This window comes from Sphingobacterium sp. SYP-B4668 (assembly GCF_027627455.1).
Lineage (GTDB): Bacteria > Bacteroidota > Bacteroidia > Sphingobacteriales > Sphingobacteriaceae > Sphingobacterium.
Genome location: NZ_CP115483.1, coordinates 4,693,289 through 4,706,924 on the forward strand (window position 1 = coordinate 4,693,289; position 13,636 = coordinate 4,706,924).

Consider the following 13,636-nt stretch of genomic DNA (forward strand, 5'->3'; position numbering starts at 1 on the left):
CTATTTCTTTAGTTCTAATTTTTGCAGTAAGCGGGATGCTTTCTTGAACATGGTGCTTGTATCCTCTACCTGTTTCAGTGCTTGAATTGCTTCTTGATCCTTTCCTTCTTTGTGGTAAGCCAACGCAAGGTAATACCTAGACTCATTCTTAAACACAGAAGTGCCTGCTGCTAGAGGTTCTAATATCTGGGCTGCCAGCGTATATTCGGCCATACCATAGTGGCAAAGTCCCAAATAATATTTGTACTGGAGATTGGTAGGATCACCCGACACAAGGTCTTGGAGTAAAGGCATTGCAGCGTTGTAATCCTCTGCATTGAACAATGTTGCTGCCTTCGCATAGGAAGACTCTCCATCCGTTGCCCCCCGTACAACGGCAGTATGCATTGTCGGGAGATTATATAAGTCATCCGGAGATTGAAAGAAGAATAGTCTGACCACCACTATTATACAGGCAGCGGCCACAATTGGTATAGCATAGGTCAACATCTTCTTGAATGGAAGGGTCTTTCCAGTAGTCGTACGGTTCTTGTGCTGAGCATGTACCAAAGATTGTCTCAATTCTTGTTCCTGACGGCTCATACGCTTGGACAGCGTAGCCTGTACGTCACGATACAATTCGACCTCCTCTCTCAATGTGGAATCCGCTTCCATCTCCTCTTCAAACGCCAGGAGCTCCTGCGGTTCGAGGCAATTATCGATATAGTCGTTTATCTTTTCCGCTTTTGACTTCATGATTTCTTTGTTTTGTATGAAGTGTACATGTTAACACGTTCCATTAGCGTGGCCATACATTCGCTTTTCTTCTTTCGCAAATAAGCATACGTGACACCTAGAGATACCGCAATTTGTTCCTGATGTTTCTCGGTGATACATCTCTTGATAATCTCCTGGCAACGATCTCCTAAAGTAGCTAGTACGCGCATCACCTCATTCTCCCGCTCAATATGTTCCAACTCTTCCTGTAATGTTAAATCTGATACATCTTCAATACCATATAAATCATCTGTAGATTTTGTTACCTCTATTTGTTTAGCTTTTTTCAACGCATTCAGCCATTTACGCTTGCAGACCATTAAGAGAAAGGATTCGAAGGAGGTTGTCAGTTGATAGTTTTTATCCAGCCCCATATGGTATATATCGACTAGAGATTCCTGTAGAATGTCATAGGCATCGTCTTCTGATCCGTTATTAAAACAAATCATCCTTACCACCTTCTTTCCAAATTGGGTATAGATACTTTGAATACCTAAGGCATCATTAGACTTAAGGTAGTCTATGTATTTCTGGTCAGCATGCATGAAATGAAATCGGTTATTTGTAAATGTAAGAATTATTCTATTAATTTACAGTCAGAGATCCTTTATTCACCTACTTTATGAAACGGCTATTAACCTTTATCTCTTTGCTTTTTGCTCATTATTCATTTGCCCAGGACACTGTCAGCGATGCACCCATTGATACTTTCCAAACTATCATCCATAGTCAACTAGAAGGTGGTGGACAACGATTCAAGGCGGAGCTGCGCCCCCTAGTTCAGGTCCCAGGAGGTCGAACTCCTTTCTACACTTATCTCTGGGATTTTGGAGATGGTCATTTCAGCACTGAAGCAAATCCTTTACACCAATATGCCAAACCGGGAGAGTATGAAGTATCAATCTACGCCGTCAATAACTATGATGATGGCCCAAGACCCAAAAGACCCAAAAAGAAGATAAAAGTAGATACACAATTAGCCAACAACCCCATTCCCAATCGTTTTGAACAATCATTTTTTAGTGCCAATCAGACTTTCCAAATCTTTAAGAACTGTAATGCTATTCCGGGGCAAGACATGTCGTTGGTCGTAGGAGTGAATACAGGTGGGAAAAAAGGTAAAATATATTTGTTGACGAATGAAAAAATAGCGGGACTGGCTGGCTTTTCACTTGCTGAGCAAAGCCGCTACTATAACGAAAAAATAGATAGTGCTGTCAAAGAGCCGCAGATGCAACAGCTATGGGCTACGGTGAAACAGTCCACCTTGACCAAGTCTGGAAGCCCAGCGTACGGGATTAAGGAGGAACAGCAATTTAAATCGGAAAAGGACGCTATTTCCTATTTTTCAAATCTGTATGAGGCGTATCAGACAGTGTCCACGTATGAGGTAGACCCCAGCAATGGGGAGACACAGTTTGCATTGGTAAACCTAGACATCACACCGGAAATGTTGGTCGATACAAATGCTATCGTCACTATATCGGGTGTATTTATCCCCGAGGATGGGTTGGCAAATGTACACCAAGTAGATGTGCCGATTATCAAGTCTCATGATCCTAATAAAATGTCCATTCGCCCAGCTCGAATGAATTATAGGCTCCAGATGCGAAAGAAGAAGACAATGACATATAAAGTCCAATTCCAAAACGACGGTGAGGGGGATGCCAAAAATGTAAGATTGGAGATGCAACTACCAAAGGAAATCGATAAAGACAGTTTTAAGCTGATTGCCTTATATCCAGAATGTGATAGCTGTGAGAACGCATCCAGCAGAGGATGCTATCGGTACTATCTTGACGACACAGGAAAACTTGTCTTTCATTTCAAAGATATCTCGCTACCAGGGACTGGAGCGCCTGATGTTACAGACCAGGACAGCACCCAAGGCTTTATCCTATTTTCCGTCCATACTACCAAACGTCTCCAAAACAAATCATTCAAGGCGCATACGGATATATATTTTGATAAAAATGAACCTATCCGCACCAATACCGCTACATCAAGATTTAGGAAAGGGTTTTCTCCTATTGTGACATTTGGGCTGAATTCCTCTATATCGGGTGATTTAGGAGAAAATGACATCAGTAAAAAATATACCAATGGCATAGCCCTAGGTGTAGGCCTAGCTCCAATCGCTCCATATAAAAAACCGTATTGGCAAGTAGAACTGTACGCAACCACGAGCGGGCTAAATACGGACAACCCGAGGGTTGATGGCGATGGTGTTGTTGCCGATCCAGAATATGGAGATAAGGGATTTCAATATATAGCCTCGCAAACGTCATTGGAACAACGGTTTCTCCACCTAAGTATCCCGGCCCAGGTGCGTTACAACTTTAATCGGTACCTCTCAGCTGGGATTGGAGCAATGGCACGCTTACAAATCAACACCAAGAACGAATCTACCACATCATACTTCGGTCGTGGTGCCAGTGGTGTAGAAGCTTCCATCACACGGTCGGACGTATTAGAAAAGGAAAAAACATCCAAGATACTGTGGAATCCATTCGTAGACATAAACATCGGATTTGTCTACTTAGGTCCATCAATTGGATTTCGGTATAACTATGATAAAAACGTAAAACACACGGCCAATATATATGCTCTCTGGCGGTTTTAAATATATATTAGTCCTAACCATACTATGTGTATTTCACGCTTGTGGGAAGCGAACGGTATCCAACGAGATCACGCAGAATATAGATACGGTTTCCACTCGATTACTGGATTCGTTAGAAACTGTCGCCTATCAGTATCCTGAGCGGTATATACAGCAGGCCGATTCGTTTGTCAATCAAATAGAGGGTATTATACAGCGTGTAGAAGATAAAGTAATCTATGCCTATATATTAATGAATGTTGCCTACTCGTTGAAGGAGCATGGCAATCTATATGAAAGCATCAAATACTATGAAAAGGCATATCAATACGTCCATGAAAATAAGCTCGCCGACATTGATATAGCTGCACTCGTAATCAAGCCTTTGGCTAATCTGTATACTCGTATCGATGATATCGAGAAAACCGTAGGATTGCTGGAACATGCCCTTTCGGAGACCTCGGAACCGCAACAAAAAATCGCACTATTGAATAACTTAGCCCTAGCTTATCTCTACTTGCCCGCACCACAAAAATCCATCAGTTTATCCCATCAATCATTGTCTTTGGGACCGCGCAATACACTGACTGAAGCCCTGATTTACAACAATCTTGCAAATGCGTATCAACAAATTGGAAATCGTGATAGTTGCTATTTATTCAATAAAAAAGCCATTGCTATCTTTGAGCACTCATCTCTCCAAGCGGATACGCTTAGTTGGTATACTTCAGCATTGCTACTCAGAGGAGAATTAAATGAATCTCCCAAGGATTTCGAGACAGCGCTAAGGTTGTTGAACAATGCGAGTAACAACGGTTATCAACGAGAAAAAGCCAAAGTCAATCTACAATTAGCAGAACTATACACACACAGCAAAAGACCTGGAGATTCCAAAAAATATTTCACCGAAAGCCTCGCCTTATTGAGCCCTTTGAGAGACCCCAATGGGTATGTAACGGATTACACCTATACCCACGCACTCACAGGGATTGCAGACAACTATGAGTTTGTACATGACAATGACTCTGCTTTTTATTATTACAGACTGGCGATAGAGAATGATTTCAGAACACAACAGCTAATCACAGGTCGAGAGGGACATCTCAAAAACAACAAATCAAGCCGGCAACGTGTAGAGAAAATGTTATCCACCGCAAGCCGACTCTTGGGCAACACCACAGAGGAGGCAATTGCACAAGAAATCCTAAAAACTTGTTTTTGGTTAACAGAATTATCTAAAGGCCGACTACTGATCAATGAAATAAGCCGCTCGTCCAATTGGTCACAGGACAGCACCACATTGGGGCATAAACTAAATAGGTTACAACATATCTATCGGCAAATCCACTCGGTCCAAGACAATCCATTAAAAAAGGAATTAAAGCGAGAAGCACAACAACTGCTACTGGAACTGCAAATCGACGAGAAGTTTTATGAAAAAAAATTTGAGGTTCCAGATATCAACCTATTCTCCGAAAAAATAGGCAATTCCACAGATTACCATTATACGTATTTTACAAATGCAGATAGCTCACTTTATATCTTATCCTGCAACAACGGGACATATCGCCTACACAAAGTAGGAAATAGCATTGTAAAAACCGTAGACACCTTCAAATCCACCTATTTTGGACACAGTCCACAGGCATACAACAATGACCCGAAAGCCTATGATTTGATGGCGACAACGATTTGCTCGGCGCTTCTCCCCGAACTACCGCAGAGAGATGGAACATTGTTCATTTCAACAGACGGTAGCTTAAGCGGCCTTCCGTTTGATGCGCTCCGCCAAGGCAATGAATTTCTTGTGGAACACTACAATCTTTCCTATCTCCACACCTTTATCCTGAAAGAATACATCAGCCCCCCAATCCTTCCTCCTTCTAAGATCAACATTCTGTATCGTTCCAACTATACACCGCCACTCCCTAACCTCCTATTTGCCGATCAAGAGGCACAAGAGTTACAACGTAGATATCAAACGGCAGTATACTCTGAAGAAAGACAATCAATAGACGATCTTCAAAGTGCCTTTGCTGCCCGAGACATCTTACACATCGCCGCACATACCTCCTTGGATGATAACAACAGTCCCATGATTTATCTAAGGACACCCTTATCTATCGATCAGATCAAGGTTTCGTGGATTGGCTCACCGCTAATTTTCCTTTCAGCATGTAATACGGCGTCCGGCGAAAATCTCACATCAGAAGGCATGGAAAGTCTAACACGGGCCTTTTTAACAAAAGGCGTTCCTTCCGTACTGGCTACCTATTGGTTGGCGGATGACGAGGCCACGCTAGACATCACCACAACTTTCTATTCCAACCTTCTACAGGAAAAAAATCCAATCAACGCATTGGGCCAGGCGAAAAGAGCTTTTATAGCGCATTCGAATGAACAGGGACAAAATCCATGGTATTGGGCCAATATTAATCATTCAGGAATTGACACCGAAATTTTACTCACACAAAAAAGGGACCTTACGTCCCTTCTAATATCGGCATTGATTTTATCTTTACTGGCTATAGCAGGCTACTCTTACAGACGCCTAAGGTCTAATGGCAGTCTTGTAAAGATAAACGAAGAATCCGAGGATAAACCTTAAGGTCCCGTAAGGTTTCATCTTTTCACTTGGTCTATTGCTTTTCATAGGTTTATAATTACTTTGTAATCCGCTAGCTAGCGGATCGGGTTGCTTTTTTAACGGTAGCATGGAATATCCGCACTATAACTATTCGTGCTTGGTTAGTCTATGCTACATCAAAATTTCATATTTATATAAAACATGGATGTTTACCGTTGTGTTATATTTTGTGTTAAAATTGACATTGGCTCTCTAATTTCTCGTTTATAAATACACCGAAATATCACTACATTAATTGGAATGAAATCGTTCTCCAGTTGGTAACCAACAAACGAATGACATTTTTGTTGACGAAATTGGTAAATAATTACCTCGATAAGCCCACCTAAATTCCAAGACGGCCATTTTCTTGCATGTTTGCGTGTTGTTCTTTTCATTATTTTGCTATTGAATTATTATTACGTTGTAGTCCGAGAACTAGTCGATCAGCTTGCTTTATTGATGTATTAATCATCAAGCTTGTTATTCTTAAACTTCATGTATACATCAACTTTTGTTGTCATTTGTTACCCCCTGATTTATTTTTTTTACATCCGCTCGTCTTCATCCCATCGTTAACTTTGCTATTGTAACCAAGAGTTCAAGTGAATAATTTTTGTCCTGTCTATCAAAATTATTCACATCTCGGTTTCATGCTATTTTTCTTTTGCTTACATTAGCCTTAGAAATAATTATTAAAGATGAGCGCGACAGACACTTATTCCATTCGCGTAGAGCCCACACAGCAATCGAGACTCTCGCAGGTAGATTTTAGCAATCTAAAATTTGGAAAAATCCTTTCAGACCATATGTTGGTGGCTGAATATGAAAATGGGGAATGGACAGATGTGAGCATCGTCCCTTACGGAAACTTGAGCATTAGCCCATCAATGTCAGCCTTGCATTACGGTCAAGCGATTTTTGAGGGAATCAAAGCTTATAAATTTGAAGATGGAACGGTCAGTATCTTTAGACCAGATAGGAATTGGGAGCGCTTCAATAAATCTGCAGCAAGATTAGAAATGCCCGAAGTTCCAGAAGAAATTTTCATGGGTGGTCTTAAAAAGCTTCTAGAAGTAGATAAGGCTTGGGTCCCTCAAGTCACAGGAACCTCTTTATACATCAGACCTTTCATGTTTGGTACTGAAGCCGCATTAGGTGTACACCCATCGGCTTCTTATAAATTTATCATTATCACTAGTCCTGTCGGTGCTTACTACAATAAACCGTTGAAACTTAAAGTAGAAACTCACTTCACAAGAGCAGCACAAGGTGGTGTAGGTTTTTCAAAAAATGCAGGTAACTATGCTTTGTCCTTGTACCCTACACGACTAGCCAATGATGAAGGTTTCGACCAATTGATTTGGACAGATGCCAAAGAGCACAAGTACATCGAGGAAGCAGGTACAGCCAACTTGGTATTCCGTATTGGCGATACTATTATCACCCCTCACGATGATACTATCTTACACGGTGTGACACGTCGCACGATTGTTGAACTTGCGCAGCATTGGGGATACAAAATCGAACAACGCCATGTATCCGTAGAAGAATTGATCAATGGAATTAAAGAAGGTATAGTATCCGACGCTTTTGCAGCAGGTACAGCAGCAACTTTGACACCCATCTCGACAATTGGATACAATGGAGAGCTTTATGAATTACCAGAAGTAGAAAACCGAGAATTTTCCAACAAGGTCCTTTCTTATCTTAATGACCTTCGATATGGAAAAATAGAAGACCCTTTCGGATGGAACTTCATCGTATAGGTAACTCGTATGAAAGAAAAAAGGCCGCATTCATGAATGCGGCCTTTTTTTGTTTCAAGCTTTTAGTTTCTTCTGTATATAGTCCAACACCTGTTCGATATCTTGCGGTTCGAACCACACAGCATCACCACCTTTTTTAAACCAGGTAATTTGCCGTTTGGCGTACCTTCTTGAATTTTGCTTAATTCGGTCTATAGCTTCATCCCATGTAAGGATACAAGCCAGATAATCAAAAATTTCCGCATATCCGACTGTCAGAAGCGCTGGCTTATCCTTATAATTAACCAAGCTCTTAACCTCATCAATCAACCCTGCGGCCACCATCGTATCTACACGCCGATTGATCCTGTCGTAAAGCTTTTCTCGATCGGTATTCAAGGCAATTGTAATGATATTAAATGGCCGCTTTGCCGTAGTATTCTGTCTGTAAAATGAAAATGGCTTGCCCGTGCTCTCATAGACTTCCAATGCACGAATCACACGTTGGGAATTACTCCGATCGACTTCTTCAAAATACTCGGGATCGACCTCTCTCAAATAGGTCTGAAGTACTTCAATCCCTTCCGCTTCAAATCGATTATTCAGTCTATCCCGGACTCCAGGGAGCGGCTTAGGTAGGTTGTCTAGCCCTTCACAAACGGCCTTAACAAACAAGCCCGATCCACCCACCAATACGACCACATCATGAATCTGGAATAGCTTTTCCAACAAAGCAAGGACGTCGCGTTCAAAATCTCCTGCTGAATAATCCTGCTCTATGGAATGTGAATCAACAAAATGGTGTGGCGCCGCTGCCAACTCTTCCATAGAGGGCTTGGCTGTACCAATGGTCATTTCTCGATAGAACTGTCGAGAATCAGCAGATATAATTTCGGTCTTAAAATGATTGGCGACTTGAATAGCCATAGCAGTTTTCCCTATCGCGGTAGGGCCTACTATGGCTATTAATGTTTTTTGCTTCAAAGCGAGACCTTTGTTAATACTCGTCTTCTACTCCTGATGGACGATTGCCGCCATCTGTATCTTCTTCCCCCTGCTCATCATCAAACATATCGAAATCATCCTCTTCATCGACACCATACTGCGTCTCCTCCTCTTCATACTCGGCATCATCTTCATCCACTGGTACCGCAGGTATTACTGCACTGCCAAGCGACTTCGGAGCCACTCCGATAGTTTTAAATACAGTAGGATATTCTTTCCCTTCTTCTTCTTTGAGGATTTTGATTAACTCAACATGAAAATCGTAAGGTCGCTCAAAATTGTATACATAATAGAACTTCTGGTGCGGATCGTCAATAAATTTACTTAACCGCACACCTTCCATCAAAAGGACTTCGTTTGCAATCTTCCTCTCGGTAGGGAACAAGGCGATTTCAGTACCTTTTTTCCATTGATCATTGCTTACATAAAACGAAGAAGATGTTTCGACTTCGTAACCGGTAGTCTTATGGATTGCATGGTGAAGGTCCAAAAATGTTTGCTTAGAAAGCATATCAATTTCACGGTAAACATCTTCGTAGTCTTCGAAAGTAACTCTAAATCTGTAAATAGCCATTGTCTTATATGTTGAAATCTATAGTATCATTTGATGCAAAAGCGGTCTAAAATTACGATTTTATTTCTTTAATAAAAATCAAAAGACCAGCTTACGCTGTCAATTCAAGTTATTGATATGGACTTTATGTCCACTTACTACGTGATGCTGTTGTATTCTCCTACCGGAGAGCCCCCACTATCTTTAACACCTAAAAGAAACAAATCACTAGATATTAAGTTTGTGTTGGGCTTTCAATCCCATCTTGGCACCTATATCGATCATAAAGTGATAAGCCTGATCCCTAGAGTTTGCTATCTCACCTTCTAGAATAGCTTCCCGTATGGCATTTTTAATTTTGCCCACCTCTCTACCCGGTCCTAAGTTGAATACTTTCATAATATCCTCACCTGTGATAGGCGGTTGCCAATTACGAATCTGATCCCGTTCGTCAACGTCTTTAAGCTTCTGCTTGACCAGCTCAAAGTTTTCTCGATATTTTTTCTTTTTAAATTCGTTTTTAGTAGTGACGTCAGCATGGCAAAGCATCATTAATGCATCAATATCATCCCCAGCCTCAAAAAGAAGACGTCTTACAGCAGAGTCGGTCACGATATCCTGGGCTAGCACGATAGGGCGTAGATGTAGCAGGACAAGCTTTTGCACAAATTTCATCTTCTCATTTAGAGGCAATTTGAGCTCGGCAAACAATTTGGGTACCATGCGAGCGCCTTTATCCTCGTGTCCGTGGAAAGTCCACCCCAGTTTTTTATCAAATCGCTTTGTGGCCGGCTTTGCAATATCGTGCATAATGGCGGCCCATCTCAACCAAAGATCGTCGCTATAAGTAGCTACATTGTCCAACACCTCTAGTGTGTGGTAAAAATTATCCTTATGGCCCTTCCCGTCTACAATATCAACACCATACAGTTGGTACATAGCCGGGAAAATAAGTGGTAATAGTCCGGTATCGAATAAGTACTTAAACCCGATGGAGGGCTTGGCTGCCATTATAATTTTATTCAGCTCGTCGGTAATCCGCTCTTTAGAGATAATATTGATTCGATGCTTAGTCGTCGCGATAGCTGTAAGCGTTGCTAAATCAATCTTAAAGCTCAATTGTGTCGCAAATCGAATGGCTCGCATCATCCTGAGCGGATCATCCGAAAAAGTCACTTCCGGTTCCAATGGGGTCTTGATAACCCTTTGTTCGATATCCTGGAGACCATTGAATGGATCCAGTAGCTCTCCGTAGTTGGAGATATTTAGCGAATAGGCCATCGCATTGATGGTAAAATCACGTCTATTTTGATCATCTTCTAGAGTGCCATTTTCTACAATCGGCTTTCTAGAATCCGAACGATAGGACTCCTTCCTGGCACCCACAAATTCGACATTGAGGCCATCATAGACTAGCATTGCCGTGCCAAAGCTTTTATAAATCGCCACTTTGGTATGGAGCTTTTCCCCCAACTTGTTGGCAAAATCAATTCCGCTACCTACAATTACCACATCGACGTCATTCTTAAATGGCCGCCCCATAATATGGTCACGCACATACCCGCCAATGACATAACATTCGGTATTTGTTTGTGCTGCTAAATCTTTGATATGGGAAAAAATCGGATGTTGTAAATTGTCACTCATAGCTTGCCACGGTTCTCAAAAAACCTATCAGTTTGCAAAAGTAAGGAAATTTATTATAAATCAACGAGATTGATGGACAAGTATACAGCATCGCTTTTGGACAATGCTATATTCTGAGCAACTATTAATCGCGATCTTTACTTAATTTACGGAAAGCCAGAGGATTGGCCGTCAATTCAGCTTGTTCCCGTCGCCTTTGTACAATATGACAGGCTGTGAAGATAGCTTCCAGAAACGAATCATGGGAAGCCAAATTCTTACCGGCGATGTCATAGCCAGTACCGTGGTCGGGTGACGTCCTCACAATGGGAAGTCCGGCTGTAAAATTGACCCCTGTGCGGGATGCAATATGCTTAAATGGAATAAGTCCCTGATCATGATACATTGCTAGCACGGCGTCAAATTGTGTATAAGTATCGCCAGCAAAGAAACCGTCTGCAGGATAGGGGCCAAAGCAGAAAATGCCTTCTTCATTTGCTTTTTCTATCGCAGGTCTTATGATATCTCTATCTTCCGTCCCAATGAGGCCATTATCACCAGCATGCGGATTAAGTCCCAGCACGGCAATTTTTGGCTTTTGAATCCAAAAATCCGTCTTTAGGCTGTTGTGCATCATCCTCAATTTATGCAGAATACTATCTACTGATATCTTAGCCGCAATCTCATTGACAGGAATATGTCCGGTGACAACCCCTACCCGTAATTCGTCACTGACCATAAACATCAATACATCATCTGTACCGCATTTTGATTGCAGATACTCCGTATGTCCAGGAAAGTTGAAACCTTCTTGCTGAATATTATGTTTGTTGATAGGTGCTGTTACTAAAGCATCTATTTTGCCGGCATTTAAATCTTCAACAGCCTTTTCTAAAGATAGAAAAGCATATTTTCCTCCTATCTCATTCTCCTCACCCAAGGTAATCTTTACATCCTCCTGCCAACAATTGATCATATTGGCACGCTTGGGATTGGCTTGATCGGGTTCATTTACCACGTTGAAACTAAAATCATTAATACCGATTGCCTTTCTATGAAAGGAAGCTACTTTAGTATTTCCGTAAACAATAGGCGTAAAAAACTCTAGAATACGACTGTCCATCAAGGATTTAATAATCACTTCTAGACCTATTCCATTCACATCTCCTATAGAAATACCAATTTTTAGTTTTTCACGCATATATAGTAAATTTAACCTCCCAAACTTAGATAAAATGCTTCGCATTCACAAACCGAGCCGCATGCTATCAGCACACTCGTATGTGCCATTAAAACAAATCCAGTAGCATACGAACAAATTAAAAAAACAATTTACACATTGTCTTCAATATACTCCGCAACAATGAAAGCATTGTATACAAAAGTTATTTCCCATATCCGCCTTCTCGAAAAGGAAATAGCATAAAACGGGAATAGCAAATAAAACGATAGTAAACTTAACGAAACTTTACTTGATATAAAAACCAACCTCTTGCTTATATCAAATGCTGTGATCATTTCCAATAAGTGCCGCTACGTCCATATGGAAGAGCATTGCACACCCCTCTGTCCACAAGAGGAAAGTACGACCCTAAAACCAACTGGATATTAAGCATATCGATATTTTGTTGAAAATAAATTTTGATAATACATAAATAATAGCAATCTTCACGCTCTGAAATGGGGGTTTAGCTCATTTGGCTAGAGCGCTTGCCTGGCAGGCAAGAGGTGACCGGTTCGAATCCGGTAATCTCCACTTAAATAAAAAAGCACTTACATTAATTTGTAAGTGCTTTTTTTATGCCTATAAATAATACCTCCTAAAAACGACAGCTTTGGTCTTGATTCATTGTTGCCCCACTTTTTTCCCTAAAAAAAGAGAAGCTCGATAGGCTTGAGGCTGAATATCCTTATCTTTGTCAGCAAACAGATTACTATGAGTACGGTTAGAGCAAAGAAACATTTAGGGCAACACTTTTTAAACGACAAAAATGCAGCACAAAAGATTGTGGATGCATTGAATCCGCAACTTGGATTTGACAAAGTACTAGAAGTAGGTCCTGGAATGGGCGTCCTATCTGATTTCTTACTCCAAAATACGACCTATCAAACGTATATGATTGATGTAGATGCCGAATCTGTAGAATTTTTAGCAGACAAATATCCACAATTGGGCGACCGGCTTATCCATGGAGATTTCCTAGCCTTGGACTTCTCTGCCCATTTTGGACCAAAGGTAGCCGTCATTGGGAACTTTCCGTATAATATATCTTCCCAAATCCTGTTTAAGATACTGGACGAACGAAATCGTGTCGTACAGATGACAGGTATGTTTCAAAAAGAAGTTGCCGAGCGTTGTACAGCAAAACCGGGAAGCAAAGAATATGGGATATTGAGTGTCTTCTTACAGGCTTATTACGACGTCAAATATTTATTTACGGTCAAAGCCGGAGCATTCAGTCCACCTCCGAAAGTCCTTTCTGGCGTAATCAACATGGTCAGAAACGATCGAGAGAAGTTGGACTGCGACGAAAAATTGTTCTGGCGTGTGGTCAAAGCCGGCTTTAACCAAAGACGTAAAACGTTGCGCAACTCTCTTTCTGGAGTGGTCACAAAAGAGAACATGTCAGACAATCCCCTATACGAACTGCGGGCTGAGCGTCTTTCTGTTGCTGATTTCGTCACGTTAACAAACGAAATATCATCCACATATTAATATA

At 41.2% G+C, this 13,636-nt stretch carries 10 protein-coding genes and 1 tRNA gene; 5 read left to right on the forward strand and 6 right to left on the reverse strand.

The window, feature by feature from the left end; translation table 11 throughout:
- Together OQ289_RS19245 and OQ289_RS19250 are read right to left on the reverse strand one after the other, a co-directional pair.
- Positions 1–735 (reverse strand): tetratricopeptide repeat protein, encoded by a 735-nt coding sequence (locus tag OQ289_RS19245; RefSeq protein WP_270088380.1) that lies wholly within the window; start codon positions 733–735, stop codon positions 1–3.
- Positions 732–1,301 (reverse strand): RNA polymerase sigma factor, encoded by a 570-nt coding sequence (locus OQ289_RS19250; RefSeq protein WP_270088381.1) that lies wholly within the window; start codon positions 1,299–1,301, stop codon positions 732–734. Before OQ289_RS19250 ends, OQ289_RS19245 begins: the two co-directional genes overlap by 4 nt.
- Before the next feature lie 77 nt (positions 1,302–1,378).
- Here OQ289_RS19250 and OQ289_RS19255 point away from each other — a divergent pair, with 77 nt between their 5' ends.
- The 3 genes from OQ289_RS19255 to OQ289_RS19265 all read left to right on the forward strand — a co-directional run bounded on the left by OQ289_RS19255 (position 1,379) and on the right by OQ289_RS19265 (position 7,753).
- The gene (locus OQ289_RS19255) at positions 1,379–3,379 is read left to right on the forward strand and encodes a PKD domain-containing protein (protein ID WP_270088382.1); all 2,001 of its coding nucleotides are present in this window, start codon (positions 1,379–1,381) and stop codon (positions 3,377–3,379) included.
- A complete protein-coding gene (locus OQ289_RS19260) occupies positions 3,360–5,966 on the forward strand; it encodes a CHAT domain-containing protein (protein ID WP_270088383.1) in 2,607 nt (868 codons plus the stop codon). Before OQ289_RS19255 ends, OQ289_RS19260 begins: the two co-directional genes overlap by 20 nt.
- 719 nt (positions 5,967–6,685) lie before the next feature.
- Entirely contained in the window at positions 6,686–7,753 is a 1,068-nt protein-coding gene (locus OQ289_RS19265) for a branched-chain amino acid aminotransferase (RefSeq protein WP_270088384.1), read from the forward strand.
- A 54-nt stretch (positions 7,754–7,807) separates the two neighbouring features.
- Here the strand turns inward: OQ289_RS19265 and miaA are convergent, their stop codons facing one another.
- The 4 genes from miaA to pdxA all read right to left on the reverse strand — a co-directional run bounded on the left by miaA (position 7,808) and on the right by pdxA (position 12,117).
- Positions 7,808–8,716, reverse strand: coding sequence for a tRNA (adenosine(37)-N6)-dimethylallyltransferase MiaA (gene miaA / locus OQ289_RS19270; protein WP_270088385.1), 909 nt, complete (start codon positions 8,714–8,716; stop codon positions 7,808–7,810).
- 13 nt (positions 8,717–8,729) lie between these two features.
- On the reverse strand, positions 8,730–9,311 hold the full coding sequence (locus OQ289_RS19275; protein ID WP_270088386.1) for an IS1096 element passenger TnpR family protein: 582 nt from the start codon (positions 9,309–9,311) through the stop codon (positions 8,730–8,732).
- Positions 9,312–9,518: 207 nt separating this feature from the next.
- Complete coding sequence (locus OQ289_RS19280) at positions 9,519–10,937, reverse strand: CCA tRNA nucleotidyltransferase (protein ID WP_270088387.1); 1,419 nt, start codon at positions 10,935–10,937, stop codon at positions 9,519–9,521.
- Positions 10,938–11,061: 124 nt separating this feature from the next.
- A complete protein-coding gene (gene pdxA / locus OQ289_RS19285) occupies positions 11,062–12,117 on the reverse strand; it encodes a 4-hydroxythreonine-4-phosphate dehydrogenase PdxA (RefSeq protein WP_033565441.1) in 1,056 nt (351 codons plus the stop codon).
- A gap of 481 nt (positions 12,118–12,598) precedes the next feature.
- On the opposite strand from pdxA, the gene OQ289_RS19290 reads away from it, so the two are divergent.
- Both OQ289_RS19290 and rsmA read left to right on the forward strand, forming a co-directional pair.
- Positions 12,599–12,672, forward strand: a tRNA-Ala gene (locus tag OQ289_RS19290).
- 180 nt (positions 12,673–12,852) lie between these two features.
- Positions 12,853–13,632 (forward strand): 16S rRNA (adenine(1518)-N(6)/adenine(1519)-N(6))-dimethyltransferase RsmA, encoded by a 780-nt coding sequence (gene rsmA / locus OQ289_RS19295; RefSeq protein ID WP_270088388.1) that lies wholly within the window; start codon positions 12,853–12,855, stop codon positions 13,630–13,632.
- Positions 13,633–13,636: the final 4 nt, after the last annotated feature.

What these genes read in the sequence shown, in the direction of transcription:
- OQ289_RS19245 (WP_270088380.1), bottom strand. Translation starts at nt 735, where the DNA reads ATGAAGTCAAAAGCGGAAAAGATAAACGACTATATCGATAATTGCCTC.
- OQ289_RS19250 (WP_270088381.1), bottom strand. Translation starts at nt 1,301, where the DNA reads ATGCATGCTGACCAGAAATACATAGACTACCTTAAGTCTAATGATGCC.
- OQ289_RS19255 (WP_270088382.1), top strand. Translation starts at nt 1,379, where the DNA reads ATGAAACGGCTATTAACCTTTATCTCTTTGCTTTTTGCTCATTATTCA.
- OQ289_RS19260 (WP_270088383.1), top strand. Translation starts at nt 3,360, where the DNA reads ATGCTCTCTGGCGGTTTTAAATATATATTAGTCCTAACCATACTATGT.
- OQ289_RS19265 (WP_270088384.1), top strand. Translation starts at nt 6,686, where the DNA reads ATGAGCGCGACAGACACTTATTCCATTCGCGTAGAGCCCACACAGCAA.
- OQ289_RS19275 (WP_270088386.1), bottom strand. Translation starts at nt 9,311, where the DNA reads ATGGCTATTTACAGATTTAGAGTTACTTTCGAAGACTACGAAGATGTT.
- OQ289_RS19280 (WP_270088387.1), bottom strand. Translation starts at nt 10,937, where the DNA reads ATGAGTGACAATTTACAACATCCGATTTTTTCCCATATCAAAGATTTA.
- pdxA (WP_033565441.1), bottom strand. Translation starts at nt 12,117, where the DNA reads ATGCGTGAAAAACTAAAAATTGGTATTTCTATAGGAGATGTGAATGGA.
- rsmA (WP_270088388.1), top strand. Translation starts at nt 12,853, where the DNA reads ATGAGTACGGTTAGAGCAAAGAAACATTTAGGGCAACACTTTTTAAAC.